At 68.8% G+C, this 25669-nt stretch carries 22 protein-coding genes; 15 read left to right on the top strand and 7 right to left on the bottom strand.

Going from position 1 to position 25669, the window contains the following annotated elements:
• The first annotated feature begins 2 nt into the window (after positions 1–2).
• Both queG and ABL308_06175 read left to right on the top strand, forming a co-directional pair.
• On the top strand, positions 3–1142 hold the full coding sequence (queG, locus tag ABL308_06180; protein XBQ17466.1) for a tRNA epoxyqueuosine(34) reductase QueG: 1140 nt from the start codon (positions 3–5) through the stop codon (positions 1140–1142).
• Between the two features lie 9 nt (positions 1143–1151).
• Positions 1152–1868, top strand: a complete 717-nt coding sequence (locus tag ABL308_06175) for an NAD-dependent deacylase (protein ID XBQ17465.1) — start codon at positions 1152–1154, stop codon at positions 1866–1868.
• A gap of 69 nt (positions 1869–1937) precedes the next feature.
• On the opposite strand, the gene ABL308_06170 is transcribed toward ABL308_06175, so the two are convergent.
• Both ABL308_06170 and ABL308_06165 read right to left on the bottom strand, forming a co-directional pair.
• Positions 1938–2870 carry an IS110 family transposase gene (locus ABL308_06170; protein XBQ17464.1) on the bottom strand — a complete coding sequence of 311 codons (933 nt, stop codon included), beginning with the start codon at positions 2868–2870 and terminating at the stop codon, positions 1938–1940.
• Positions 2871–3149: 279 nt separating this feature from the next.
• On the bottom strand, positions 3150–3569 hold the full coding sequence (locus ABL308_06165; GenBank protein ID XBQ17463.1) for a metallopeptidase family protein: 420 nt from the start codon (positions 3567–3569) through the stop codon (positions 3150–3152).
• Between the two features lie 85 nt (positions 3570–3654).
• Between ABL308_06165 and mmcB the strand changes: the two genes are divergently transcribed.
• From mmcB to ftsY, 9 genes are all read left to right on the top strand, one after another.
• Positions 3655–4110, top strand: a complete 456-nt coding sequence (gene mmcB / locus ABL308_06160) for a DNA repair putative endonuclease MmcB (protein ID XBQ17462.1) — start codon at positions 3655–3657, stop codon at positions 4108–4110.
• Positions 4111–4168: 58 nt separating this feature from the next.
• Positions 4169–4849: a hypothetical protein gene (locus tag ABL308_06155; protein ID XBQ17461.1), complete on the top strand. Its 681-nt coding sequence runs from the start codon at positions 4169–4171 to the stop codon at positions 4847–4849.
• Positions 4850–4952: 103 nt separating this feature from the next.
• Entirely contained in the window at positions 4953–7094 is a 2142-nt protein-coding gene (locus ABL308_06150; protein ID XBQ17460.1) for a transglutaminase family protein, read from the top strand.
• 58 nt (positions 7095–7152) lie between these two features.
• Positions 7153–8331 carry an acyl-CoA dehydrogenase family protein gene (locus ABL308_06145; protein ID XBQ17459.1) on the top strand — a complete coding sequence of 393 codons (1179 nt, stop codon included), beginning with the start codon at positions 7153–7155 and terminating at the stop codon, positions 8329–8331.
• Between the two features lie 66 nt (positions 8332–8397).
• Complete coding sequence (locus ABL308_06140) at positions 8398–8880, top strand: hypothetical protein (GenBank protein ID XBQ17458.1); 483 nt, start codon at positions 8398–8400, stop codon at positions 8878–8880.
• A 34-nt stretch (positions 8881–8914) separates the two neighbouring features.
• On the top strand, positions 8915–10375 hold the full coding sequence (locus ABL308_06135) for a TrkH family potassium uptake protein (protein XBQ17457.1): 1461 nt from the start codon (positions 8915–8917) through the stop codon (positions 10373–10375).
• 15 nt (positions 10376–10390) lie between these two features.
• The gene (locus tag ABL308_06130) at positions 10391–10852 is read left to right on the top strand and encodes an NAD-binding protein (GenBank protein XBQ17456.1); all 462 of its coding nucleotides are present in this window, start codon (positions 10391–10393) and stop codon (positions 10850–10852) included.
• A 58-nt stretch (positions 10853–10910) separates the two neighbouring features.
• Positions 10911–12218 (top strand): tRNA (N(6)-L-threonylcarbamoyladenosine(37)-C(2))-methylthiotransferase MtaB, encoded by a 1308-nt coding sequence (mtaB, locus tag ABL308_06125; protein XBQ17455.1) that lies wholly within the window; start codon positions 10911–10913, stop codon positions 12216–12218.
• On the top strand, positions 12215–13588 hold the full coding sequence (ftsY, locus tag ABL308_06120) for a signal recognition particle-docking protein FtsY (GenBank protein XBQ17454.1): 1374 nt from the start codon (positions 12215–12217) through the stop codon (positions 13586–13588). Before mtaB ends, ftsY begins: the two co-directional genes overlap by 4 nt.
• A gap of 4 nt (positions 13589–13592) precedes the next feature.
• Here ftsY and ABL308_06115 read toward each other — a convergent pair whose 3' ends face one another.
• Positions 13593–14396, bottom strand: a complete 804-nt coding sequence (locus ABL308_06115) for an undecaprenyl-diphosphate phosphatase (GenBank protein ID XBQ17453.1) — start codon at positions 14394–14396, stop codon at positions 13593–13595.
• 97 nt (positions 14397–14493) lie between these two features.
• Here ABL308_06115 and ABL308_06110 point away from each other — a divergent pair, with 97 nt between their 5' ends.
• From ABL308_06110 to ABL308_06100, 3 genes are all read left to right on the top strand, one after another.
• Positions 14494–15483: a cation diffusion facilitator family transporter gene (locus ABL308_06110; GenBank protein ID XBQ17452.1), complete on the top strand. Its 990-nt coding sequence runs from the start codon at positions 14494–14496 to the stop codon at positions 15481–15483.
• 160 nt (positions 15484–15643) lie between these two features.
• Entirely contained in the window at positions 15644–17341 is a 1698-nt protein-coding gene (locus ABL308_06105; GenBank protein ID XBQ17451.1) for a sodium:alanine symporter family protein, read from the top strand.
• Positions 17342–17448: 107 nt separating this feature from the next.
• Entirely contained in the window at positions 17449–18936 is a 1488-nt protein-coding gene (locus ABL308_06100; protein XBQ17450.1) for a sodium:alanine symporter family protein, read from the top strand.
• 56 nt (positions 18937–18992) lie between these two features.
• Here ABL308_06100 and ABL308_06095 read toward each other — a convergent pair whose 3' ends face one another.
• On the bottom strand, positions 18993–19790 hold the full coding sequence (locus tag ABL308_06095) for a heme-dependent oxidative N-demethylase subunit alpha family protein (protein ID XBQ17449.1): 798 nt from the start codon (positions 19788–19790) through the stop codon (positions 18993–18995).
• Positions 19787–20242, bottom strand: a complete 456-nt coding sequence (locus tag ABL308_06090; protein XBQ17448.1) for a VanZ family protein — start codon at positions 20240–20242, stop codon at positions 19787–19789. Before ABL308_06090 ends, ABL308_06095 begins: the two co-directional genes overlap by 4 nt.
• On the opposite strand from ABL308_06090, the gene bioB reads away from it, so the two are divergent.
• The gene (gene bioB / locus ABL308_06085) at positions 20241–21263 is read left to right on the top strand and encodes a biotin synthase BioB (protein ID XBQ17447.1); all 1023 of its coding nucleotides are present in this window, start codon (positions 20241–20243) and stop codon (positions 21261–21263) included. The genes ABL308_06090 and bioB overlap by 2 nt on opposite strands.
• Here the strand turns inward: bioB and ABL308_06080 are convergent.
• Positions 21260–21643 (bottom strand): response regulator, encoded by a 384-nt coding sequence (locus ABL308_06080; GenBank protein ID XBQ17446.1) that lies wholly within the window; start codon positions 21641–21643, stop codon positions 21260–21262. The two genes, bioB and ABL308_06080, sit on opposite strands and share 4 nt — an antisense overlap.
• A gap of 11 nt (positions 21644–21654) precedes the next feature.
• Complete coding sequence (locus tag ABL308_06075; GenBank protein XBQ17445.1) at positions 21655–25593, bottom strand: CheR family methyltransferase; 3939 nt, start codon at positions 25591–25593, stop codon at positions 21655–21657.
• Positions 25594–25669: the final 76 nt, after the last annotated feature.

The following is a 25669-nucleotide window of genomic DNA, read 5'->3' as shown; positions in this document are numbered from 1 at the left end:
CGATGGCTGAGGCGGACCTCTCCGCCCGCGCCCGCACCCTCGCGCTGGAGGCCGGGTTCACCGAGGCGCGGATCTGCCGGGCTGACGAGGCGTGGGACGCCGAGGCCCGGCTGCGCGATTTCGTCGGGCAGGGCCGGCACGGCACGATGGCGTGGATGGAAGACACGCTGGAGCGCCGGGTGCGGCCCACGGCGATGTGGCCCGGCGCGAAATCGGCGGTCGTGGTGGGGCTCGATTACGGGCCGGAGACCGATCCCCTGGCGATCCTTCAGTGTACGGACGAAGCGGCGGTCAGCGTCTATGCGCAGAACAGGGATTATCACGACGTCCTGAAAAAACGGCTGAAGCGCTTCGCCTCGGCTTTCCACCGCGAGACCGGGGCGGAGGTGAAGGTGTTCGTCGACACCGCGCCCTTGATGGAAAAGCCGCTGGCGCACAAGGCGGGGCTGGGCTGGCAGGGCAAGCACACCAATCTCGTCAGCCGCCGGCACGGCAGCTGGCTGTTTCTCGGCGTCATGCTGACCGAAGCCGAGCTGACCCCTGACGCGCCCGAGACCGATCATTGCGGCTCGTGCCGGGCGTGCCTGGATATCTGCCCGACGAACGCCTTTCCCGCCCCCTATCAGATCGATGCGCGGCGCTGCATCTCCTACCTCACCATCGAGCACAAGGGCCCGATCCCGGCGGAATTCCGCGCCGCGATGGGCAACCGGATCTACGGCTGCGACGACTGTCTGGCGGTGTGCCCGTGGAACAAGTTCGCCCGCGTCACCGAGGAAACCGCCTTTCATCCGCGCGCGGAACTGACGGGCCCGAAGCTCGCCGACCTCGCCGCGCTCGGCGATGCGGGGTTTCGTGAATACTTCCGCGGCTCGCCGATCAAGCGCATCGGCCGTGACCGGTTCGTCCGTAATGTGACGATCGCGCTGGGCAACGCGCCGGGCGAGGCCGCGCTGCCCGCCGTGCTCGACCGGCTCGACGACGACAGCCCGCTGGTGCGCGGCGCGGCGGTCTGGGCGCTCGGCCGTCTTGATCCGCAGCGGTTCGAGACCGAGCGCTCCACGCGCCTGCCCGCCGAGACCGACCCGGACGTGCGCAGCGAATGGGCCCGCACGCCTGACAACGCGGCTGCAGGCGGCTAGCGTTCAGTCATGAGCACGGGGCCTGAGAACATCGTCATCCTGACCGGCGCGGGCGTCAGCGCGGAATCGGGCCTCGGCACCTTCCGCGACAAAGGCGGGATCTGGGCGAAGTTCGATCCGATGAAGCTCGCCACGCCCGAAGGCTTCGCCGAAGACCCGGACGCCGTGCTCGACTTCTACAACGCCCGGCGCAAGAACCTGAAGGACGCCCGGCCCAACCCCGCCCATCTCGCCCTGGCCGAGCTCGAACAGGCCTGGATGCTCGCCGGGCGCGGCGATTTCCTGCTGGTCACCCAGAATATCGACGATCTGCACGAGCAGGCCGGCTCGGCGAACCTGCTGCACATGCATGGCGAGCTTCTGAAAACCCGTTGTCAGCGCTGCGGCTGGCTCGGCGCGGACACCGCCGACATGACGACGGCGCGCGCATGCTCCGGATGCGGAAAGCCGGGCGGTTTGCGCCCTCACGTCGTCTGGTTCGGCGAGATCCCGCTGGGGATGGACCAGATCTACGACGCGCTGAGCCAGGCGGATCTCTTCCTCGCCGTAGGCACGTCGGGCACGGTCTGGCCCGCCGCCGGCTTCGTTCAGGAAGCCAAGGCCGCCGGCGCCTGGACCGTCGAACTCACCCTCGAGCCCGGCGAGGTCAGCGCGATGTTCGACGAACGGCTATACGGCCCGGCGAGCGAAGTGGTGCCCGACTGGGTGAGGCGGAAGCTGGGGTAGGATTTACCCGCCCCTCCTTCGCTTCCCTTGCGGACCCCGGACGTCGTCCGGGGGGAGACCCGGCAACTGTTATGCGGTGCTGTAGGCGGTTTGATCTCTAAGCATGGCGTTCAGGCGGGTGAGGAGTTTTCTGGCGACGGCGATGAGGGCGAGTTTTCTGGGCTTTCCCTGCGCCTGGATGCGGTCAGCGAAGGCTTTCAGGTCCGGGCATAGCCTTGCGGCGATCATGGCGGCGATGAACAGGGCGGATCGCACGCGCCGCCGCCCGCCGGAGATGCAGCGCTTTCCCTTGAGCTGACCTGAGTCGTGGTTGAACGGGGCCAGCCCGGCGAGCGCGGCGAGACGCTTGGGGGTGCTGGCGCCCAGTTCGGGCATCAGCGCGAGCAACACCTGCGCAGTGACCGGCCCAACGCCCGGCGCGGTAGCGAGCAGGCGGGCCTGGTCGTTGAGTTCGGTGGCCGCGATCAGGACGGCGATCTCGCGCTCGATGGCCGAGATCGCGCCGTCCAGCCATGCGATGTGCGCCTTCAAGCTGTCGATCAGGATCGGCTCGCCGGTCGCCTTCAGCCGGATGATCTCGTCCTTGCGGGCGGCGACCAGCTGGTCGCGCCTGAGCCCGAGCCGGCCCAGCCGTTCACGGTGCGGGCACGGCGCGGGGTCAGGCGCAGGCCTGAGCCGGGCGCCCAGATCTGCGAGCACGACCGCGTCCAGCGCGTCGGTCTTCGCCTTGCGGCCGGTGGCTTGGGCGAAGCGCCGGGCGGTGGTGGGGTTGATGCGCGCGTTCTGAACACCGGCCGCATGCAGCGCGGCGCGCAGAGCCTGGTCATACACACCCGTCGCCTCGAAGACGACGAAGCCGCCGGTGGCGGCGATCGAGGCGGCCAGCCGGGCCGCGTCGGCGGAGGTGTTGGGGATGCGGCACGCCCGGCCCTGGGCGGGGTCGAAAACGTCCAGCCAGAGCTTGGACACGTCGCATCCGACGTAGCGATCAGGTAAAGTCATCGTGCCTGTCCCTGTGGTGCGAGGTCTGTTGCAACCAGCCTCGTGCAACTGTTCAGGTTGTTGATGTGCAAGCGGGACGGGGCCTGAGCCGGCTCTCGGGCTCGACCGCCCGGGGACCTATCGGCCTCCGTCCCGCAATCATCATGGCACACGACCGATACACAGGGACCTACCGCATGCGCTCAGCCAGGTGGCTGAGTGTTTCCGGTGGATCCCGGCTCGGCGCGCTGACGCGCTTGGCCGGGAAGCGAGGTAGTGGGAAGGCGTGACGCTAAACCTCTAATTTACCGCATCCTCGATCGCGTGCATGTCCTCGTCTGACAGCCCGAAATGATGGCCGATCTCGTGGACCAGGACGTGGGTGATCAGCTCCGACAGGGTGACGTTTCCGCGTTCGCACCATTCGAGCAAAATCGGCAGGCGGTAGAGGAAGACGTAATCGGGGCCAGCCTCGGCGTCGGCGATCGATTTCTCGGTCAGATCGACGCCGTGATAGAGCCCGGTCAGCTCGTATTCGCTGTCCATCTCGAAATGGTCGAGCACTTCGCGCGGGGCGAAGTCGCTCACCTGGATCACCACGTTGCCGCACATCTTGCGGAACGGCTCGGGCAGCTCGGACCAGGCGGTCTCGGCCAGCGCCAGGAAATCGTCTTCGGACGGCGGGGCCGCGCCGGCCCAGGTTTTCGCATCGATGCTCATGGGCGTTTCCTAGCAAGCCCGCGCGCTGCGAGCCAGACGGCGGGGCGGCTTGCGGCCGGAACATAATTCGAACATAGTGCCGCCCATGGCGCTCACCGACCCTTCCTTCCCCGCCCGGGCGGACAATCCCGCGATCGACGACGCGCGGGCGCTGATGCGCGGCGCCGCGCGGCTGCTGCTCGATCTCGGCGTGACGGCCATTCCCGAATTCACCCTGCCCTGCGGACGGCGCGCCGATCTGGCGGGGCTGGGGCGCAAGGGCGAGATCGTCATCGTCGAGATCAAGTCCGGCGTGGCGGACTTCCGCGCCGACGGCAAATGGCCCGAATACTTCGCCTGGTGCGACCGGTTCTATTTCGCGGTGTCCGAGCGCTTCCCCCGCGACATGCTGCCCGGCGAGACCGGGCTGATCATCGCCGACGGGTTCGGCGGCGCGGTGCTGCGTGAAAGCCCGGTCCAGACCCTGTCGCCCGCCCGGCGCAAATCCCTCACCCTGCGCTTTGCGCGCAACGCCGCCGAGCGCACGCTCCGCTCGCTTTAGGCCGGGCTCTGGTTTCTCAAGGCTTCAGCCTGTATCACCGTCGCCGTCGGGGGACGGCATGGCGTTTTTTGTCGGCATTGCGATCACGTTCGGGCTCAGCGCGCTGACCGCCTGGCTCGTCGGCGCCGCCGTGCGCGCGGGGCTTTCAAGCCGCACCATCGCCGCAGAGCAGCCCGCCGGTCCGGCCGCGCGGCCCGCGCTCGCTGCGGGGCTTCCCGTCCGCACACTGACGAGCGGTGATTTTCCCGCCACCCACGACCAGGGTTCGTTCGGCGAGGCGCTGACGATTCTCGCCATGGCGCGCGAGGGCTGGCGTCCGGTGAACGGCAAGCGCGGCGGCGGCCCGCAGGGGATCGACGGGATCTTCCTGCGCGACGGACCGTCGGGCTGGGAGGCGGTGCTGATCGAGACCAAGACCGGCTCCAGCCCCTACGCCGACCGGCAGATGGACGACGCCAAGCTCATGGGCGATCTCGACGCGCTTTACGTCGAGACTGCGAGCGAGGCCGAACAGGCGGTCTATCAGGCGCTCCATGACGCGCTTCAATCCGGCGCGCCGCACGTCAGAAAGGAACTCTGGCGGCACGATCTGTCGACCGGGTCCACGCAAGTCACTCTGCTGGGCCGGTCGGGCGAACGCCTGCCGCGCGGCCGCAGGCTGGCCCTCGGGGCGCAAGTCGAGGCGCTCGCCGCCATCGTCTCCGAGGTGGACCGCCAGCGCGCCTATCTCAAGGGCTGATCTCGGGCGCTGATAATCGATTTATTTCGCGCCGCCCTTGCGCTCGGCTTGCCGAAGGTTGAAGCTCGTTAACCATTTTCCGGCGATCCGAGGGGGGACAGCCATGGTCCGCGTCGCGCTTGCAAGCCTCACGGCGTTTCTCGCCGTCATGGCGATCTTCACCGCCACGCACGCGGTCAGCAGCGAGCCCGCCGGCGACCGGATCGAACAGGCGAGCGTGCTGGTGGAAACCGGCGGCGTGACGGTGTGGACCGCGCCGCAGCCGGGCTGGGTCCGCCCCGCCCCCGATCACGCCTTCACCCCGACCGAGGTCAGCCCCGGCTCGCGCCAGCAACCGCTGCGCCTGCGCCTGCTGGACCAGCAGAAATCCATCGCCGGACCGCGCCCGATCACCGTCACGCGCATGGTCGCCGAAGTGGTCAACCGGTTCGGCGTGCAGGGCGCGTCGGTCTACACCTTCGAGATCCCGCGCGAGACCGCCCGCTTCTTCCTGCTCGAGGCCGACATCGTGCGCGACGGCGAGCGGCTGGACCGGCTGGCCGATCTCGCGGTCAGCGCCGGCGCCGCGCAGTCCTTCGACGGGCAGATCATGGTCGGGGTCGATCAGGTGATCCTGCGCGTGCCCGGCGTGCAGCCGGGCGATTTCGTCGCCCTGACCTACGCCACGGTGATGGAGGTGCCCGAGGGCGCGATCGCGCGCAGCGCCTTCGTCGAGCCGCCCGCCATGGAGGGCGCCGATCATGTCCGCCTGTCGCTGCGCGCGCCGGGCGATGCGAAGATCCGCACCCTCGCCCCGTTCGAGGCGCTGAGCGAGACCAGCCGGCTCGGCGCGATCGAGCGAGTTTATGTGGACGGCCCCTTCACAAGCCGGGACCGGCTGGCCGACCAGCCCGCATGGCGGCTGGCCAACGGCGCGGTCTCGGCCTCGATGATGACAGACTGGGAGGCGATCTCGTCCTGGGCGCAGGGCCATTACCGGCCCGACGTCACCGCAGAAGTCGAGGCGCTCGCCGCGTCCATCGCCGCCGAGCATCCGCTTGAGGAGGACCGTATTGCGGCCGCCCTGTTCTGGGTGCAGCGCGAAATCCGCTATTTCGCCGAAGTGCTGGGCGCCAGCGGCTACACCCCGCAGAGCGTGAGCGAGACGCTGCGCCTGCGCGAGGGCGACTGCAAGGCGAAGACGCTGTTGCTGATCTCGCTACTCGACGCGATGGGCGTCGAGGCGGGCGCGGCGCTCGCCAACACCACGCTGGGACCGGGGCTCGATCAGTTCGCGCCGTCGGTGGGCGCGTTCGATCATGTGATCGTCACGCTGGAGCGGAACGGAAAGCGCTACTGGCTCGACCCCACCCTGTTCGAACAGGCCGGCCGCCTCGATGCGATCGGCCAGGCCGATTACGGCAAGGTGCTGATCGCGGACGGCAGCGACGCGCTGCACGACGTCGAGATCAGCTATGATCGGCCGCTGGTGTCGGCCAGCGACCAGGCGGTGCTGATCGCCGAGGGCGACGGCTTCACCGGCCGGATCGAGACGACCCTCACCTTCCACGGCCCGGCGGCGGATTCCATTCGCGTGCTCGACGCGCTGGCCGGCCGCGAGGCGACGCTGGCGAGCCTGCGCGAGCTGGCCGTGGGCGAGCGCTTCGCCTTCAACCAGCTCGTCTCGCCGGTCACCCTCGCCTATGACGAGGCGAACAACACCGTCACCGCCGTGGTCGACGCCGAGGTGAGCCTCGTTCAGGGAAACGCGGCCAGCAACGGGGCGAGCTTCTTCGCGCTGGTCTTCGGCCTGGCTCCCGTGGACCCGCCCTCGGGCGGCTCGCGCACCGCGCCGCTGGCGCTGACCTGGCCGTTCCACGCCCGCCACGAAGCGACCATCACGCTGGACGGGCCGGGCCTTGCCGGTGTCGAGCCGTTCGAGGTCGCCCGCAGCAACGCCGCCTTTGATCAGTCCATCACGCTCAAGCGCAGCGGCAACCGGCTCGACATGACCGCCGAGGTGCGCATGACCGGGCGCGAGCTCGCCCCGGCTCAGTTCAGGACCGTGGCTGCGGACCAGATCGCGGCGATGGACGAGCTGACCGTGAAGCTGGGCGGTGACGCGCCGATGGTGCTCTCGCGCGGCGACACCGCCGTGTTCGCCAACGCCAGCGCCTTCGGCGATCCGTTCAGCTTCGACGTCCAGCGCACCGCCGGGGTCTATTACGCCGCACGGCCGCCCCAGCGGCGCACGCCGCGGCGCTGAGCCGTTCCACCGGCGCGCTGCGGCGTCTAACCTTTCCCGAAACGACCGGGGAGGTTTCATGAAAGACGCCGCCAGCCCGCAGGCACGGCCCTTCGACACGCCTGAACGCAAGGCGTTCCGCGAGACCGTCGAGCGCTTCGTCGCCAGCGAGATCGAACCGCACGCCGACGCCTGGGACGAGGCGGGCGATTTTCCCTGGGCGCTGCACGAAAAGGCCGGCGCGCTCGGCCTGTTCGGCTTCGGCGTGCCTGAAGCCCATGGCGGGCTGGGCTTCGACGACGCGCTGATGCGGCTCGATGCGGGCGCGGCGCTGGGCTACGCGCCTGCAGGCGGGGTGAACGCCTCGCTCGGCTCGCGCAACATCATGACCGGCCCGATCGTCACGCTCGGCACGGACGCGCAGAAGGCCGCCTGCCTGCCCGACATCGTCTCGGGCCGGTCGGGCGGCGCGCTGGCGATGACCGAGCCTTCGGGCGGATCCGATCTCGCCCGCATGAGGACCTGCGCCCGCAAGGACGGCGAAGACTGGGTGATAGACGGCGAGAAGACCTTCATCACAGGCGGTCTGAAAGCGGACTGGTTCGTGGTCGGCGCGCGCACCGGCGGGGAGGGGTTCGGCGGAATTTCGCTCTTCCTCGTGCCCGGCGACGCGCCGGGCTTCACCCGCACCGCGATCGCCAGGAAGATGGGCTGGTGGTGCTCCGACACCGCGACGCTGCACTTCGACGCCTGCCGCGTGCCCGCGTCCGCGCAGCTCGGCGAGGAGGGGCTGTGCCTCCTCGCAGTCATGGACAATTTCAATTACGAGCGGCTGAGCCTCGCGGCCGGGTGCCTGGGGATGGCGCGGCGCTGTTTCGACGACGCGCTGGCCTGGGCGCGCGAGCGTCAGACCTTCGGAAAGCCCCTGGTCGGCCATCAGGTCATCCGTCACAAGCTCGCCGACATGAGCATGAAGATCGACGCGCTCGACGCGTATCTGCAGATCATCGCCTGGCGTATCAACCAGGCGCGCGAGGCCGGCGCGCCTTTGCCCGCCGCAGAGCTCGCCAAGGTCAAGGTGCTGGGCTCGAAGACCGCGGAGTTCTGCGCGTCCGAAGCCATGCAGATCCTCGGCGGGGCGGGCTATCTCCGGGGCTGCGCGGTCGAGCGCATCTATCGCGAGGTCAAGGTGATGGCGATCGGCGGCGGCTCCGAAGAGATCATGCGCGACCTCGCCGCGAGGCAGATGGGGATTTAAGAGTTCAGGCGAAAAGGGAGGACAAGTTTGCTCCGGTTTGTCCGAACAGTGATTGTTTTCCTGGGCTTGGCCACCTTCGCATGTGCGCCGGACGAGGAAACCCGGGCGCTGCGTGCGAAGGACGAGCCGTGCGCGCCATGGCGGGGCGACCCCGAGCGGCTCGCCGACGACTTCGGGCGGTTCGACGTCGGCGCGATCGACTGCGTGATCGCGAGCTACCGGTACAACGCGATCGTCACTCCCGAAATCTATGACGCTGAACGCGGGTTCGATCTCGGGATTCGCCGGTGGTGGGCGACCGGCGAGCCGAATGCGCTCGCCCTCGATTACGCCCGGGGCAGGCCGCGCGACGCGGTTTTTCACCACAGCCTTTACTGGCTGCAGATTTTCGAGGGCCACCCCGAAGTTCAGTACGATGCAGAGGGCTGCATGATCGTCGATGAGATCATGCTCGAATTGCTCCGGGTCGCCGAGCCCGACGCGCTCACCGCTTCCTGCGCCGAGGCTTGGGGCCTGGACGCGCAGATCATGGTGCTCGACGCCGAGTAAGGCACTCCGCGCCGCTTCGCCGCGTTAAGTGCGGATGGACAAGAGCGCGACGATCCTGAGCTACGCCGTGCGTCCGCGCGTGACCGCCCATCTGGGTGCGCTGGCGTGTCTGGCGCTCACGCCGATGCCGCTGGTCCCGGCGATCGTCGCGCTGATCAACGGCGAGACCGGGTTCGCCTGGCGGCTCGGAGGGGTGTTCGCCGCGCTGGCCGGGTTCGGCCTTCTGGCGCGATCGAAACGGCCCCAGGCGCCGCGCCTGAACGAGGCGCTGGTGGTCATGGCGCTCGCCTTCATCATCCCGCCGCTGTGCATGGCCTGGGCGCTCAGCGTGTTCGGCCTCAGCGCGATCGACGCGATCTTCCTCGCCGTGGCGGGGCTGACCACGACAGGGCTTTCTGTCCTGCCCGCGCCGGAGACGCTGCCCCAGACCCTGCTCTTCACCCGGTCCTGGATGCAGTGGGTGGGCGGGCTCGGCTTCGCGGTGCTGGTGCTGGGGCTGATGGGCGGGGCGGGCGCCAGCGCGGCGCGGCGGCTCAACCAGGCCCAGCCCATGGGCGACGATCCGCTCGCGCCCGCCCATGAGCGCGCGCGCATGATGGTGGTGGTCTATGTCGCGCTTTCGCTCGCGTGCTTTTTCGCGCTCTGGGCGACCGGGCCGGACGCCTGGACCAGCCTGCTCTACGCGCTGTCGACGCTGTCCACCGGCGGGTTCGCGCCGCATTCAGACAGCGCGGCGCATCTGGGCGGAGCGGCGCCGCAGATCATCCTGATCGGGTTCTCCACCCTGGGGGCGATCAGCTTCAGCCTCTATCTCTACGCGCTCAGGCGAAAGCGCCTGCCGGACTCGCTGCGCAACGACGTCATCACCCTGTTCGTGCTCGCCGCCATCTCGATCGCGGGCCTGGCCGGGTTCATGGCGCTCGAGGGCTATTCGGCCGGAGAGATCGCGCGGCACGCCCCGTTCATGGGTCTCGCCGCCCAGACGAACGTGGGCTTCACCACCATCGCGCCGTCCGATCTGCCCACCGCCGGGCTCGTCTTCATGATGGCGGCGATGTGGATCGGGGGGAATTCGGGCTCCACTGCAGGCGGGATCAAGACCTTCCGCGCGATGATCGTTCTGGCGATGGTGCGCCTGAGCCTTCAGCGCACGAGCCTTCCGCCCGACGCGGTGACCCGGCTGAGCGCGCAGGGCCGGCTGGTCCGCCGCGAACAGCTCGAAGGCGTGCTGACCGTCGCTGTACTCTCGATCGCGACCATCTTCGCCGCCTGGCTGCCGTTTCAGCTGGCCGGGTACGGCGTGGCGGCGCTGTTCGACGTCGTCAGCGCGGTCAGCACGGCCGGCCTGTCGGTCGGCGTGATCGGACCCGAGCTGGAGCCGGGACTGAAGGCTGTGATCATCGCCTGCATGATCCTGGGGCGGATCGAATTCGTCGCGCTGTTCGTCCTGGTCTGGCCGCCGACCTGGCTGGGCGGCGCGCCCCGGAAAAGCTGAACCAAGGAGGCCGCCATGCGCGTGGTCATTAGCGGGCTGACGCCCCTGTCGATCGAAGCCGCCCGCGCTTTCGCCGACCGGGGCGACGACGTCATCGTCATCGATCCCGACCGGGAGACGTTCGAGGATCAGGCCCAGGATCTCGACGTCGCCTTCATCGCCGGCGACGGCGCCCGGCCCGACATCCTGCAGCAGGCCGATCCGGGCAAGGTCGAGGTGATGTACTGCCTGTGCGAGGACGACAAGGACAACATCATCGCCGCCCTGGTGGGCCGCGCGGCCGGCATCGAGCGGGTCATCCCCAAGATCGAGGACCGGTCCTACCACCCGATCTGCGACGAGATCGGGCTGACCGAGCGCATCGATCCCGCCCACGCCATCGCCCGCGCGCTGGTGCATATGGGCGAGGACGGCGGCGGGCTGGATCAGGGCCGGCTCGAACGCGACGCGCGCGGCGACGCCGCCGACGACGCATAGCGGGCGCGCGCATGCGCCGCCTTGACCGGACGGCTCGCCGCGCCCACTTTGCGCGGCCATGACCGCACCTGTGGAAAACCCCGCCCCGCCGGCCGCTTCGGACGGCGGCGAGGACGTCGACATCGTCACTTTCGGCTGCCGGCTGAACGCCTGGGAGTCCGAGGTGATGCGCGACCATGCGCGTGCGGGCGGGATGACGAACACCATCCTCGTGAACACCTGCGCGGTGACCAGCGAGGCGGTGCGTCAGGCGCGCCAGACCATCCGCAGGCTCAAGCGCGAGCGTCCGGGCGCGGAGATCGTGGTGACCGGCTGCGCGGCGCAGATCGACCCCGGCATGTTCGCGAACATGCCCCAGGTCGCCCGCGTCATCGGCAACGCCGAGAAGCTGCGCCCCGAGACCTTCCGCACCCGCGCGGTCAGCGGAGGGTCCGTCGAGGTCGGCGACATCATGAGCGTGCGCGAAGTCGCCTCCCATCTGGTCGACGGGCTGGACGGCAAGGCGCGCGCCTATGTCCAGGTGCAGACCGGGTGCGACCATCGCTGCACCTTCTGCGTCATCCCCTACGGCCGTGGCAACGCCCGCTCCGCCCCCGCCGGGGAGGTGGTTGATCAGGTGCGCCGCCTTGTGGAGACCGGCCATAGCGAGGTGGTGCTGACCGGGGTGGATCTGACCAGCTGGGGCCAGGATTTGCCGGGAACGCCCAAGCTCGGCCGGCTGGTGCGTGCGATCCTGAAACAGGTCCCCGACCTGCCGCGCCTGCGCCTGTCCTCCATCGACGCGATCGAAATCGACGACGATCTGTTCCGCGCGGTCGCCGAGGAAGAGCGGCTCTGCCCCTATATGCACCTGTCGCTTCAGGCCGGCGACGACATGATCCTCAAGCGCATGAAGCGCCGGCATTTGCGGGCCGAGGCGATCGCGCTGACCGAGCGTCTGAGGGCCGTGCGCCCCGAGATCGCCTTCGGTGCGGATCTGATCGCGGGCTTTCCCACCGAGACCGAGGCGATGTTCGAAAACTCGCTCAAGCTCGTGGACGAGTGCGGCCTGGCTTTCCTGCACGTCTTCCCCTACTCGCCGCGCCCGGGCACGCCGGCCGCGCGCATGCCGCAGCTGGACGGCGCGGTCATCAAGGAGCGCGCCGCGCGCCTGCGCGCCAAGGGCGAAGAGGCGCTGGTCCGGCACCTGAATTCGCGCGTCGGTGCGGAGCTGACCGTGATCATGGAGAAGCCCGGCTCGGCGCGGGCCGAGGACTTCACCCCGATGATCCTGGACGCCCCCGCCCGGCCCGGCGCGCTTCTAAGGGCGCGCGCCACCGGTCATGACGGAGCGCGGCTCATCGGCGTGGCGACGGAGGCGGCATGAGCTGGTTCAAGTTCGGCTTCGGCAAAAAGAAAAAGCCCCAGGACGAGGCGGCGCCTGAAACGGTCGAATCCGCGCCGGCTGAGGAGCCTTCGCCCGAGGCCGCGCCCCTCGCCGAGTCTCCACCCGACGAGCCGCAGGCCGAAGACGCGGCGCTTGAGGACGCCCCTGCGCCGATCTCCGAACCCGAAACGGCAGCCAAGCCCTCGCCCGATCCCGAACCGCCGCTGGAATCCGAAGGCGGCGAGGCGATCGACCGGCCCGGCGTGATGCGCCATCCGGCGGGCGAGACGGCCGAGCCCCTACCCGAAGGCGCGGACTCGGTGATCGAACCGGCGAGCGACACGCCCGAAGAGATCCCCGCCGCCTCCCTGCCGCCCCAGCCCGACCCCGGAGAAGCGCCTGAAAGCGACCCTCAGGACGCGCCGGACGACGCCCCCGCCGATACGCCGGACAAGCCGGGCTTTTTCGCGCGTCTCGCTTCGGGTCTGAAGAAATCCTCCTCGCGGTTTTCGGATTCGGTCTCGGCGGTCTTCACCAAGCGCAAGCTCGACGACGCCGCGCTCGAGGAGCTCGAGGACCTGCTGATCGCCGCCGATCTCGGCGCGCCGGCGGCGGCGCGCGTCAGCGCCAAGCTCGCCCGCGAGCGCTTCGACAAGGATGTCAGCCCCGCCGAGATCAAGAGCGCCGTCGCCGAGGTGGTCGCCGAAACCCTCGCCCCTTACGCCCAGCCGCTCGACATGTCCGGCGCCGGCCCGCAGGTCGTGCTGTTCGTCGGGGTGAACGGCTCGGGCAAGACCACGACGCTGGGCAAGATCGCGGTGAAGATGACGCGAGAGGGCGCAGACGTGGTGACCGCCGCAGGCGACACCTTCCGCGCCGCCGCGGTCGAGCAGCTGGAAGTCTGGTCCAAACGCGCCGGGGCCAGCTTCCTCAGCCGTCCGATCGGGTCCGACGCGGCGGGGCTCGCCTATGACGCGTTCGAGACCGGCCGCCGCAACGGCGCGGACGCGGTGCTGATCGACACGGCAGGACGGCTTCAGAACAAGGCCGAGCTGATGGACGAGCTCCGGAAGATCGTCCGCGTCCTGAAAAAGATCGACGAGACCGCGCCCCATCACGTGGTGCTGGTGCTCGACGGCACGGTCGGCTCGAACGCGATCAGCCAGGCCGAGGCCTTCATGGAGGCCGCCAACGTCACCGGCGTGATCATGACCAAGCTCGACGGCACCGCGAAGGGCGGCGCGCTGGTCCAGGTCGCCGAGAAATTCGGCCTGCCCATCCACTTCATCGGCGTCGGCGAAGGCGAAGCCGATCTTCAGGCCTTCGACGCGACCGCCTTCGCACGCGCGCTGGCGGGGCTTGAGGCTTAGCGCCCTACCCCAGCACCCACCAGAACAGCAGGCCCGCCAGCACGACCCGGTAGATCACGAAGGGCAGGAAGCCCACCTTGTCGACGACGCGCATCAGCACCGCGATGGCCGCCCAGGCGGCGAAGAAGCTGAGCACTGCGACAATCAGGCCGTCGCCCAGGCTCGCGCCGGGATCGGCGCCGCGGGCGAGCTCGATCACGGCGAGAAGGCCGAACGCGCCGATCACCGGGATCGCCATCAGCATGGAGAAGCGCGCCGCCTCGCTGCGGGTCATGCCCAGCGCGCGCGCTGCGGTCATGGTCACGCCCGACCGGCTGGCGCCGGGAATGAGGGCGAACATCTGCGCCACGCCGATCAGGAAGGCCGAGCGGTAGCTCACGGTTTCCGCGGTCTCGACCTGCCTGCCGTAATGATCGGCGAGCCAGAGCGGGGCCGCGAAGATCAGCGTCGCCCAGGCGATCACCAGCGGGTCTCTCAGCGCGTCCGCGAGGCCGGTCACGTAAAGCGCGCCGCCGAATATCAGAACCGGGGGCGTGGCGATCGCGATCAGCAGGACCAGCCGGCCGCCCGGCGTGATCCGTCCGCGCAGCAAGGCGAGCTTGCCCGCGGCGACGTTGATGATGTCGCGCCGGAAATAGACCAGCACCGCGAACAGCGTGCCCAGATGGGCCATCACGTCCACCAGCGGTCCCTGATCGGCCGCGCCGGAGATTTCCGGCGCCAGAATCAGGTGCGCCGAGGAAGAGATCGGCAGGAATTCGGTGACGCCCTGGATGAGGGCGAGCACGAGAAGATACACAAGGCCCATGACCGCTCGCTTGTCCTGACCACGCCCGCGCGGGCACAGTGCGACGGGCCGGGCGCTTCGCCAAGCCCGGCGGACGTTTCTTCGCAGCGAGCCTCACATGCCTCACGATTCCCTGGACGCCGGCCCCGGCAAGCTTCCCCCCGGCCAGGCGCGCAAGATCACCGGACAGGTGACGACGCTGTCGGTCGGCGTGGCTCTGACGCTCGTGATCGCCAAGGTGATCGCCTATGCGCTGTCGGGTTCGGTGGCGATGCTGGCCTCGCTGGCCGACAGCGGCCTCGATCTGTTCGCCTCGCTCGTGACCTTCTTCGCCGTGCGCTATGCGGCGAGCCCGGCGGACGCAGAGCATCGCTACGGGCACGGCAAAGCCGAAGCGCTGGCGAGCCTGTTTCAGGGCATGCTGGTGGCGCTTTCGGCGGGGCTTCTGATGCGCGAGGCGGTGATTCGCTTCCTCGATCCCGAACCCATCAGCGCGACGAACACGGCGCTGTCGGTGATGGCGCTCTCGATCGTGCTGACGATCGGGCTGGTCTGGGCGCAGAACCGCGCGATCAAGAAGACCGGCTCGCTGGCGGTCAGTGGCGACCGGGCGCATTACTTCTCCGATCTCGGCGCGAACGTGGCGGTGATCGCCGGCATCGTTCTGGCCGGCCCGATCGGGCTTGAGCGCGCCGACCCGGTCGTGGGTTTCGGCGTGGCGCTGTGGCTGTTCTGGACCGCCTTCGAGGTGGGCAAGAACGCCTATGAAAGCCTGATGGACCGCGAACTGCCCGACGCCGACCGGGAGAAGATCGTTGCGCTGGCCGGCGACGATCCCGCCGTGCTGGGCGTGCATCAGCTGCGCACGCGCGCCTCGGGGCCGTTCATCCATATCCAGATGCACATGGATCTCGACCCTGATCAGAGCCTGACCGACGCCCATGAGATCGTCGTCGCCGCAGAGCGCCGGGTGATGGCCGCCTATCCGGCCGCCGACGTGCTGATCCATCCCGACCCCAAGGGCAGGGCCGAGCCTCATGGCAGCCGGTATTTCCGGGGCGAAGGGTCTAAGGCGGCGTCCCCGGACGCCGACCCTGCGCAGGGCTGAGCGCGCCCCTGCGGGCGAAACCTTTTGAAAATCCGGCGCACAGCGCTAGGCTGCGTCCTGAGGAAGGCGGGCGCGCCGCGAGTGAGGTCGCGGCGCGCCTTTCTTCGACAACGAAGCAACAGGCCGGAAAACCGGCCGACCTCAGGGGACCACGCGCGCCATGGAAGCCTTGCAAGAGCTGCTCGTCCAAATCGACGGCTGGGTCTGGAGCCCGGTTCTCGTCGCCCTTCTGTTCGGCACCGGCCTTTATCTGACCATCGGCCTGAAACTCATGCCGATCTACCGCCTGCCGGCGGCTTTCGCGATGATGTTCTCCAAGCCCAAGAAGGAGGATGAGAGCGAAGGCGAGATCAGCCCGCTGGCCGCGCTGTTCACCGCGCTGTCCGCCACGATCGGCACCGGCAACATCGCCGGCGTCGCCACGGCGATCACGCTGGGCGGTCCGGGCGCGGTGTTCTGGATGTGGATGACCGCGCTGGTGGGTTCGGCGACGAAATACGCCGAGGCCGTGCTGGCGGTCACCTACCGGGAGGTCGACGATCGCGGCGAGCATGTCGGCGGGCCGATGTACTACATCAAGAACGGGCTCGGGAAAGGCTGGATCTGGCTGGCCTGGCTGTTCGCCCTGTGCACCGCCATCGCCGCGTTCGGCACCGGCAATCTGGTGCAGTCCAATTCGGTCGCGGCCCTGTTTGAATCCAATCTCGGCGTGCCGGCGATCATCACCGGCGCGGTGCTGGCGGGGCTGGTCTTCTTCGTGATCATCGGCGGGGTGAAGTCCATCGCCCGGGTCGCCTCGATCCTCGTGCCGCTGATGGCGCTGGCCTACGTGGTCGGCGCGGCGGCGGTGCTGATCGTCAATTCCGACGCGGTTCCGGCCGCCTTCTTCTCGATCTTCGAAGGCGCGTTCTCCGGCAGCGCGGCGGCGGGCGGCTTCATCGGGGCGGCGCTGGCCGCGGCGATCCGCGAGGGCGCGAACCGGGGCAGCTTCTCGAACGAAGCCGGCCTGGGCTCGGCGGCGATTGCGCACGCCAGCGCGCAGACGCGCAACCCGCACCGTCAGGGCTCCATAGCCATGCTGAGCCCCTTCATCGACACCATCGTGGTGTGCACGATGACCGCGCTGGTCATCCTCACCGCCGTGGGCAATTTCCAGTACAACCCCGCCCGCGCCGCTCTGGGCCAGTGCGAGAACGCCGGCCTGCTCGTCGCGCCTGAAGGCACGACGATCACCGGGCTCTATCTGGCGGCCCCGCAGTCCGATCTCGACAATCGCGCCGAGGCGATCTCGGCGGGCGGCGAGCAGGTGCTCGCCGCGCTGCAGGCCTGCGAAGCCTCGGGGCTCGAGATCGAGCCGGCCGCCTTCGAGGCGGCGGTCGACGCGAACGTTCTGGCCGACACCGAGCGGGTCTGGCAGTCGGGCATCGCCTCGGCCGCGGACGTGACCGCCCAGTCCTTCGGCGCGGCGCTGCCCGGCGGGGAGTGGATCGTCACTTTCGGCCTGATGGTGTTCGCCTTCACCACCATTCTGGGCTGGGCGCTCTACGGAGAGCGCGCGCTCGAATTCATGGTCGGCACCAAGCCGATCTTCCTTTATCGCGTGATGTGGTGCGTGGTGGTGTTCGTGGGCGCGATCTGGACCAATGATCTCGCCTGGACGGTCGCCTCGATCGGCAACGGCATGATGGCCGCGCCCAACCTCATCGCGCTGCTCCTGCTGTCCGGCACCGTCTTCGCCATCGCCAAGCGCCACGGCGCGCGGCCCGGCGACGACGGCGACCACAAGCTGGGCGACGGCGAGACGCCCATGCCTGCGCCCAGCGCCTCGGACGACACGCCGGAGCCGCCGAAGTCCTGATCCGATCTGGTCTGAAGAGGCGGCGCAGCGCCATGTACACGCCGCCTCTTCCCCTTTTCCGCGGCTCGACTAATCTCCCCCGATCATAAACACACCGGGGGAGTGGCGTGTCTCAATTCACCGAAGGGCTCGTGGCCCTGATCGACAACGTGTCCGGCTTCATCTGGGGCGGCTCGTGGAACGGGGCTCAGATCCTGCCCGTCGGCGTGCTCGCCGTGGTGCTTCTGGGCACCGGCCTGTTCTTCATGCTGCGGCTGGGCTTTCGCCCGCTCAGGCGGTTCGCCCCGGCGGTGTCCGAGCTCTGGGCCGGCCGCAAGGCGCAGGGCAAAGACGGCGACATCACGCCCTGGCAGGCGCTGTCCACCGCCCTGTCCGGCCAGGTCGGCACCGGCAACCTCGCCGGCGTCGCCACCGCGATCTCGCTGAGCGGGCCGGGCGCGATCTTCTGGATGTGGATCACCGCGCTTCTGGGCATGGCCGCAGCGTTCGCGGAATCCAGCCTGGCGGTTAAATACCGCGAGACCCACGCCGACGGCCGCATCCATGGCGGGCCGATGTACTACATCAAGAACGGCCTGAACAAAGGCAAGGCGGGCCTGGCCGGTCCGTTCGGCTGGCTGGCGGCGCTGTTCTGCATCGGCACCCTGATCTCGGCCATCGCCACGGGCGGCATGATCCAGGCGAACTCCATCGCCGAATCGGTGCTTCAGACCGGCAACGAGCTCGGCACGGCGATCCCCAACTGGGCGGTCGGCGGCGTGCTCGCCGCGCTGGTGTTCCTGGTGATCATCGGCGGGATCAAGTCGATCGGCTCGGTCGCGGGCAAGGTCGTGCCCTTCATGGCCGTGTTCTATGTGCTGTGCGCGCTGGTCGTGATCGTGCTGAACATCGACAAGGTGCCCGGCGCCTTCGTGACCATCTTCTCCTACGCGTTCGGCTTCGAGCAGGCCGTCGGCGGCGCGGCCGGCTACGGCGTGCTGCAGGCGATCCGCTACGGGGTGGCGCGCGGGCTGTTCTCCAACGAGGCCGGCCAGGGCTCCGCGCCGATCGCGCACGCCGCCGCGCAGACCAAGTCGCCGGTCGCCCAGGGCGAGATCGCGATGATCGGGGTGTTCATCGACACCATCGTGATCTGCACCATGACGGCGCTGGTCATCCTGGTCTCCGCAGGCGCCTATCCGGGTGCGGACGGAAGCACGGTGACCTACGCCTGGCAGTCGACGCTGGATTCCTCGGCGATCACCACGGCCGCCTTCGCCAATGCGATACCGGGCGGTCAGTGGATCATCACCGTGGCGCTGGCGCTCTTCGCCTTCACCACGATTATCGGCTGGAGCTATTACGCCCAGCAGGCGGCGGGGTATCTGTTCGGCGACTGGACCAGCCTGCCGCTCCGCTTCCTGTGGATCGGCGTGGTATTCCTGGGCTGTCTCGCCACGGCGTTCACCGACACGCTCTGGCGGTTCGGCGACATCGCGAACGCGTCGATGGCCTTCCCGAACCTTCTGGCCATCCTGTTCCTGTCCGGCGTCGTCGCCACCATGGCGCGCGAAGCCGACGAAAAGCTCAAGCGCGGTGAGACCATCATCACCTGAGCCGGGGCGAAAGCCTGAACCCAAGGGGCGCGGTGCGAGCCGCGCCCCTTTTTTATTCAGACGCCCCAGCGGTTAAACAGCGCCTCCGCCGCCCGCTCATAGCTCGCCCAGCCCTTATAGCGGCGCCCTTCCGCGCCGAGCCCGCGCCAGGCGGCGGCCAGCGCCGCCCGGTCGTCCGGTGCGAGAGCGTCCACAGGATCGAGGCACACCCGGATGGTGAAGAGCACCGCGCCGCTTCCTTGCAAGCGGGTGATCGTCTGGCGCTCGACGCGCAGATGCAGCCGGTCTGCGGCCGCGTCGGGATCGAGGCTGCCTGCGGCCTCCCGCAGGGGCGCGGCGTCCGGCGTATGCCGCTCGGCGTCCAGCTGAAGCGTCCAGTTGAAGCGTTCCAGGCACAGCCCGTCCCTCAGACCGTCGAAGACCCGGCCGATCCGCCGGGCGAGGCGTTCGCCGTCCGGCACCGGGCCGTGCAGGGCCCCGAGCCCGCCGCGAAACGCATGATCGACGCTGAAAAAGGTCGGCGCGGTCAGGGTCAGCGCGGTGCAGATCCAGTCCTCGCCCCGCCGCTCCATCACCACCAGATCGTCGCTGACGAGCCGCGAGGCGGCGAGGAGATCGCCGGTGACCGGAGCGCCCAGATCGGTCTCGACCAGGCGCGCGGCTTCGGTGGCGGCATCGGCGCTTTCGGGCGCCGCGCGATAGACGTGTTCAGGCCTGTCCAGCAGTCCCGCCTTCCAGCCGAGTACGTGATCTTCCGTATCGGGATCAAAGCGCCTGGCCGGGTCGATCGGGCTCAGCGCCGGGGCGAAGCCCGGCGGGCCGGCGCGGAAGGGGACGTGCGGCGGCGATCTCATCTGCGGCGGTTTAGCATCGGCAGGGCGCGCCCGACCCGGCCGAACGCCCAGGCCAGCGCGAGCCCGGCCGCGATGCCGAACCCGTTGGCGACCGCGTCCGACGCCGAAGCGACCCGGCCCTGTGTCAGGGTCGCCTGGCCGATCTCGATCGCGACCCCGTAGGCGAAAGCGATCCCCGCCAGCGCCCAGCGCGGCAAGGACGGCCAGCCGCAGCGCGCCAGCACGGTCAGCGCGGCGAAGGCGGCGAGATGGTCGAGCTTGTCCCAGCCGATCAGCGTGGGCGGCCCCGACGGGCCGGGAATGAGCGCGATGACGCCCATCGCGGCGGCGACCAGGGCAGCGCCGGCCCGGCCTTCGCGGCGGGTGAGCAGCGAAGCGGTCCCGGGTGCTTGCCCCTTCGGAACGGTGTTTCTACGGTGCGCGTCGCCGCCGGAGGATGATTTTCTGACCATGACCGACCTTCTAGCCGATCCGCACGCGCTCGCCGAACCCCGTTTCGACTGGACGCGCGAGGACGTCGCCGCGATCCATGACGCGCCCTTCGCCGATCTGATCTTCGCAGCGCAGACCGTGCATCGCGCGCGCCACCGGCCCAACAAGGTCCAGAAATCCCGGCTTCTGTCGATCAAGACCGGCGGGTGTGCGGAAGATTGCGGCTACTGCAATCAATCCGCTCATTTCGACACCGGCCTGAAAGCCTCAAAGCTGATGGACCCCGAGACCGTCGAGGCCAAGGCGAAAGAGGCCAAGGAGGGCGGTGCGACGCGCTTCTGCATGGGCGCGGCCTGGCGCGAGCTTAAGGAACGCGACGAGCCGAAAATCATCGACATGATCCAGCGGGTGAAGGCGCTGGGGCTCGAGACCTGCATGACGCTGGGGATGCTGGCCGACGGCCAGGCCGAGCGTCTGGCCGAGGCGGGGCTGGATTTCTACAACCACAATCTCGACACCTCGCCGGAATACTACGCGAAGATCATCACGACACGGACATGGGACGACCGCATACAGACGCTCGCGCGCGTCCGGAACGCCGGCATCCAGATCTGCTGCGGCGGGATTATCGGCATGGGCGAGGACAAGGCCGACCGGATCGGGCTTCTGACCGAGCTCGCGGGCCTGACGCCGCATCCTGAAAGCGTACCGATCAATCACCTGGTGGACGTGGCGGGCACGCCGCTCTCGGGCTCGGCGCCGCTGGACGGGATCGATTTCGTCCGTGCGATCGCCACGGCGCGGCTGATCATGCCGACCTCGGTCGTGCGCCTGTCGGCGGGCCGGGAGACGATGAGCCGGGAGCTGCAGGCGCTGTGCTTCCTGGCCGGCGCAGGCTCGATCTTCGTCGGCGAGGAGCTTCTGACCACGCCCAACCCGGAGCTGGGCTCGGACGCGGCCATGCTCGGCGCGCTGGGCCTGGAAGGCGACGAGCCCGGCGGCGCGCGCCGTGCGGGCGCCCCGGTCGTCGAGCGCGCCTAGGCGCTGCGCCCGTTGCGCGCGATCCGGTCGACCGCGGCCATCAGCGCTTCGGGCATGCAGGGCTTTGACAGGCGCGGGATGTCGGGGAAGCGCTCGAACACCGCGTTGCGGCCCGAGGCGTAGCCGGTCAGAAACAGGAAGGGCGCGTCCATCGCCTGAAGCTTCTCGGCGACCGGTTCGCTGGTCTGCCCGTCGCCGAGATTGACGTCGAGCACGCCGGCGACCGGCTCGGCCTCGGCGTCCGCCAGCGCGGCCAGCGCGGCGCTGGCCGAGGCGTAGGGCCCGATCACGGTGTAACCCGCGCTCTCAAGGCTCATCGCCAGATCCATGCCGACAATGATCTCGTCCTCGACGACGATCACCGCGCCCTTGCCTGCCATGAAATATCCTGTCAGCCGCCATTGGCCGGAAAGCGGATCGTGCAGACGAGCCCGTCTTTTGCAAGATCGAACGTCGTCTCCCCGCGCAGCTCCTCGGCCAGAACTCGTTCCAACAAGAACGAACCGAAGCCGGGCGCAGTTTCACGCGCGCTGTCGATTTCAGGTCCGCCGAGCTCGCGCCAGACCAGCTCGATCGTCTCCGCGCCTCCGGCGATCGCCGCTTCGACCCGGCCTTCACCGGCCTTCAGGGCGCCGTGCTTGACCGCGTTGGTGGTCAGCTCATGCAGCGCGAGGGACAGCGACAGGGCCTGTTTGGGCGTAACGGTGACGTCCTCGCCGGTGATCACGACGCGATCCCCGTCCGGGTCGGCGTAAGGGGCGAGCTCCCGGCGGATCAGCCCGGTCAGGCTGTCGCCGGCCCATTCGGCCTCGGTGAGCACGTCATGGGTTCTGGCGATGGCGGAGAGGCGCTCTTCGAGCTTCTTCGCCATGTCAGGGATCGAGTCCGCGTTCCGCGCGGTGAAGCGCATCACCGACAGGGTCGTGGCCAGCGTGTTCTTCACCCGGTGCTGAAGCTCGTTGAGCAGCAATTCCTTGCGCTCTTCGTTGCGCTGGGCGCTATGGCGGGCCTCGACAATGTCGGAGATCTCGAAGGCGAAGCTCATCACGCCGCCGACATGGCCTCGAGCGTCGTACCAGGGCTGCAGGATCTGGCGGTACCAGCCGAGCCTTTCCTCGCCGTCGATCAGAAGCGAGGCCTGGAACTCCTCGGTGAAATCGGCCTCGCCGGTGTTGAAGACGTGATCGAACCGTTCGATCACGTTCTGCCCTTCGAGCTCGGGCACGGCCTCGGCGATCGGCCGGCCCTGGAGCGGCCGCCCGCCCAGCGTGTCCTGAAGCGCGGGATTGAAATAGATGTATTCGTGCTCGGGGCCCTTATGCATCGCGATGAAGGCCGGCGCCTGGTCGAACAGCCGGCGCAGGCGCGCCTCGCTCTCCTCCAGCGCGGCGCGCAGGCGGACCTCCCCGGTGACCTCGCGCACCGCCGATCCCACCGCGACGACCTCGCCCTCGCGGCTGTGAACCGGATAATAGTCGACGATCCAGTGACGGATCTCGTCGGAGGCCGGGGTGACGCCGCTGACCTCGGTGCCCAGGATCGGCTCGCCCGTATCGAGCACCTTCTGCTGCTTTTCGCGCACCTCGGCGTCGATCTCGGGCAGCATCTCCTCCTGGGTCTTGCCGATATGGTCGGCCGCCGGATAGCCGTTGATCTCCGCCAGGCGCTCGTTGATGCGCAGATAGCGCAGCTCGCGGTCCAGAAGGTTCAGGCCCACGGGGATGGTGTCGTAAAGCGTTTCGAGTTCAGCGTACTGGCGGGCGAGGACCTCTGCGTTTTCCTCCAGCTGGCGTTCGTTGCGCTTGCGCTGGGTGATCTCGAAGAAGGTGATCACCACCCCGTCGATCCGATCTTCCACCGTGCGGTAGGGCCGGACCCGGGCGATGAAGGTGCGCGCTCCGGGATCCTCGCTGGTCACCTCGCGCTCCAGCGGCTGCAGGGTCCGGCCGACCTCGCGCGCATCGTCTTCCAGCTCGGGGTAATTCACCCGCGAGGCCAGATCGGCGATCGGCCGGCCGACATCGCGGTCACGCACGCCGAACAGCTCGGTCAGGCGGGGGGTGAACAGGCGCACGCAGCGGTTGGAATCGAGAAACAGCGTGGCCACGTCGGTGGACTCGAACAGGTTCTTCAGGTCCGAGTTTGCGCGGGCGAGCTGGCGATTGTTCTCGGTGAGCTCGGCGTTGATCGTTTCGAGCTCCTCGTTGATCGACTGCAGCTCCTCGCGGCTGGTCTCGAGCTCTTCGTTGGAGCTCTGCAGCTCCTCGTTCATCGACAGGAGCTCTTCGTTCGTGGTCCGGAGTTCCTGCTCCATGCTCTCATAGTCGGCGAGCGCCTGGTTGAGCTGGGTCTTCGCGTTCGCCAGCTCGTGTTCGAGCAGCGCAGAATCGTCAGCGTCGGGCGTCCCGGCCTTTTCCAGATCCGCCGCGCCCTGGGTGCGCACCGGCCGCAGGACCAGGATGTACTCCCCCGACCCCTCTTTGACCGGGGCGGCCATCACATCGACCAGGCGCGGCTCGCCGTCGTCCTTGACCACGGCGTTGCGGCTGACCGCCTCGGCCTTGTTGCGCCGGGCCCTGGCCAGCGCGGTCTGCACTGCGGGGCGCAGCCCCTCGGCGACGAACTGCTCCACCGCCAGAGACGGCGCGCCCTTGCGCGGCCGGACATGGTCGGCCATCGCCTCCGAGACGTAGGTGACCTCGTCTTGATGGTTCACCACCAGGAAGGGGGCGGCGTAGCGGCGCAGATAGAGCCGCTCGGCCTCGGTTTCGATCGTCTGGTCGGGCCGGGTCGGCGCGCCGCCGATATCGGTCCGGTCCATCGGCCGGGCCTGGGCGGTCAGCCTCGGGGTGCGGGTGCGCGTCTCGAAGCGCTCCGAGCTCAGGGCGCTGAACCCCGGCGGTACGCTGTCCTGGCGCTTGAAGATGCGGTGGGTGCGGTCGATCGTCCGGAAATACCGGCCCTGCGATCCGATCGACTCAGAACCGCCGAGCATCAGGAATCCGCCCGGATTGAGGGCGTAATGAAAGCGCGGAATGACGTTCGCCTGGGTGCGATCGGTCAGATAGATCAGGAGATTGCGGCAGGTGATCAGATCAAGCCGTGAAAACGGCGGGTCCTCGACCAGGTTGTGCGGCGCGAACACGCAGGATTCGCGCAGCTCGGCGCAGACCCGCCAGCTTCCGTTCTCCTTGCGGAAGAAGCGCTCGCGGCGCGCTTCGCCCACCTCGGCCAGCGCGCCTTCGGAGAAATAGCCCGACCGCGCCTGCCGCAGCGCGGCGCTGTCGATATCGGTGCCGAAAACCTTGAGCGCGCGGCGCCGTCCGGTCTTCTCCATCGCCTCGATCATCATCATGGCGACGGTGTAGGTCTCTTCCCCGGACGAGCAGCCCGGCGTCCAGATCCTGAACTCGTCCTGATCGCTGTCGGCCAGCGGCTCGATCGCTTCGGCGCGCAGCACCTCGAAGGCCTCGGGGTCGCGGAAAAAGCGCGTCACCCCGATCATGAAATCCTGCAGCAGCCGGGCCCGCTCCTCGGGCTCGCGCCGCAGCGACTTCACATATCCGTCCACGGTGCGCTGGCGGCGCAGCACCATGCGGCGGTCCACACGGCGCACCAGCGTGCCCGGCTTGTACTTGGTGAAGTCCGCGCCGCCCTCCTCGCCGAGCGCGTCGAGGATCATGTCGAGCTTCTCCTCGATCTCCTTCTGGCGCGCCTCGGTGTCGCGCCGGCCGCTCCGGCCCTGGCGGTGCTCGACGATGTCGGCGATGCAGCTGGGCATGTCGTCGGGCTTGAGCACGAAGTCGACGAGCCCGGTCGCCGCCGCGCTGTCGGGCATGCCGGGAAAACGCGCGCTGTCGCTGTCCTGGACGATCCCGATCCCGCCGGCGGCCTTCACCGCGCGCAGGCCTTCAGTGCCGTCCGTCCCCGTGCCGGACAGGACGATGCAAAATGAGTCGCGCCCGCATTCCTCGGCGAGCGAGTTGAAGAACTTGTCGATCGGGGTGCGCAGGGTGGCGGCGGCGTCGCGCTCGATAAGCTTGAACCGGCCGCCCTCCAGCACCACGGAGGGACCAGCGGGGATGACGAATATCATGTCCGCTTCGGGCGCCGCCCCGTCCTCGATCTTCTTCACCGGGATCGGCGTGTGCGAGCTCAGAAGCTCGTCCATGATCGATTTATGGTCGGGGGCGAGGTGCTGGACGATCACGTAGCTCATCCCGCTGTCCTCGGGGATGGCGTGCACCAGCTCCATCAACGCTTCGAGGCCGCCTGCGGACGCGCCCACCCCGACCACGATCGGCAGGTTGTTCTCGCGTTCGCCGGTCATGGTCGAAGCCCCGCTTCGCAGCTCAAGGGCGATGTAACGCCCTCAGCCCCGCCCGCGCAACGCTGAATGGCGGATA

Origin of the sequence: Oceanicaulis sp. (assembly GCA_040112665.1) — a bacterium.
Lineage (GTDB): Bacteria > Pseudomonadota > Alphaproteobacteria > Caulobacterales > Maricaulaceae > Oceanicaulis.
This window is presented reverse-complemented; position numbering and strand designations above follow the sequence as displayed.

Bases quoted from the DNA above. Each gene is read 5' to 3' on its own strand.
- queG (XBQ17466.1), top strand. From the start codon at position 3: ATGGCTGAGGCGGACCTCTCCGCCCGCGCCCGCACCCTCGCGCTGGAG.
- ABL308_06175 (XBQ17465.1), top strand. From the start codon at position 1,152: ATGAGCACGGGGCCTGAGAACATCGTCATCCTGACCGGCGCGGGCGTC.
- ABL308_06170 (XBQ17464.1), bottom strand. From the start codon at position 2,870: ATGACTTTACCTGATCGCTACGTCGGATGCGACGTGTCCAAGCTCTGG.
- ABL308_06165 (XBQ17463.1), bottom strand. From the start codon at position 3,569: ATGAGCATCGATGCGAAAACCTGGGCCGGCGCGGCCCCGCCGTCCGAA.
- mmcB (XBQ17462.1), top strand. From the start codon at position 3,655: ATGGCGCTCACCGACCCTTCCTTCCCCGCCCGGGCGGACAATCCCGCG.
- ABL308_06155 (XBQ17461.1), top strand. From the start codon at position 4,169: ATGGCGTTTTTTGTCGGCATTGCGATCACGTTCGGGCTCAGCGCGCTG.
- ABL308_06150 (XBQ17460.1), top strand. From the start codon at position 4,953: ATGGTCCGCGTCGCGCTTGCAAGCCTCACGGCGTTTCTCGCCGTCATG.
- ABL308_06145 (XBQ17459.1), top strand. From the start codon at position 7,153: ATGAAAGACGCCGCCAGCCCGCAGGCACGGCCCTTCGACACGCCTGAA.
- ABL308_06135 (XBQ17457.1), top strand. From the start codon at position 8,915: ATGGACAAGAGCGCGACGATCCTGAGCTACGCCGTGCGTCCGCGCGTG.
- ABL308_06130 (XBQ17456.1), top strand. From the start codon at position 10,391: ATGCGCGTGGTCATTAGCGGGCTGACGCCCCTGTCGATCGAAGCCGCC.
- mtaB (XBQ17455.1), top strand. From the start codon at position 10,911: ATGACCGCACCTGTGGAAAACCCCGCCCCGCCGGCCGCTTCGGACGGC.
- ftsY (XBQ17454.1), top strand. From the start codon at position 12,215: ATGAGCTGGTTCAAGTTCGGCTTCGGCAAAAAGAAAAAGCCCCAGGAC.
- ABL308_06115 (XBQ17453.1), bottom strand. From the start codon at position 14,396: ATGGGCCTTGTGTATCTTCTCGTGCTCGCCCTCATCCAGGGCGTCACC.
- ABL308_06110 (XBQ17452.1), top strand. From the start codon at position 14,494: ATGCCTCACGATTCCCTGGACGCCGGCCCCGGCAAGCTTCCCCCCGGC.
- ABL308_06105 (XBQ17451.1), top strand. From the start codon at position 15,644: ATGGAAGCCTTGCAAGAGCTGCTCGTCCAAATCGACGGCTGGGTCTGG.
- ABL308_06095 (XBQ17449.1), bottom strand. From the start codon at position 19,790: ATGAGATCGCCGCCGCACGTCCCCTTCCGCGCCGGCCCGCCGGGCTTC.
- bioB (XBQ17447.1), top strand. From the start codon at position 20,241: ATGACCGACCTTCTAGCCGATCCGCACGCGCTCGCCGAACCCCGTTTC.
- ABL308_06090 (XBQ17448.1), bottom strand. From the start codon at position 20,242: ATGGTCAGAAAATCATCCTCCGGCGGCGACGCGCACCGTAGAAACACC.
- ABL308_06080 (XBQ17446.1), bottom strand. From the start codon at position 21,643: ATGGCAGGCAAGGGCGCGGTGATCGTCGTCGAGGACGAGATCATTGTC.
- ABL308_06075 (XBQ17445.1), bottom strand. From the start codon at position 25,593: ATGACCGGCGAACGCGAGAACAACCTGCCGATCGTGGTCGGGGTGGGC.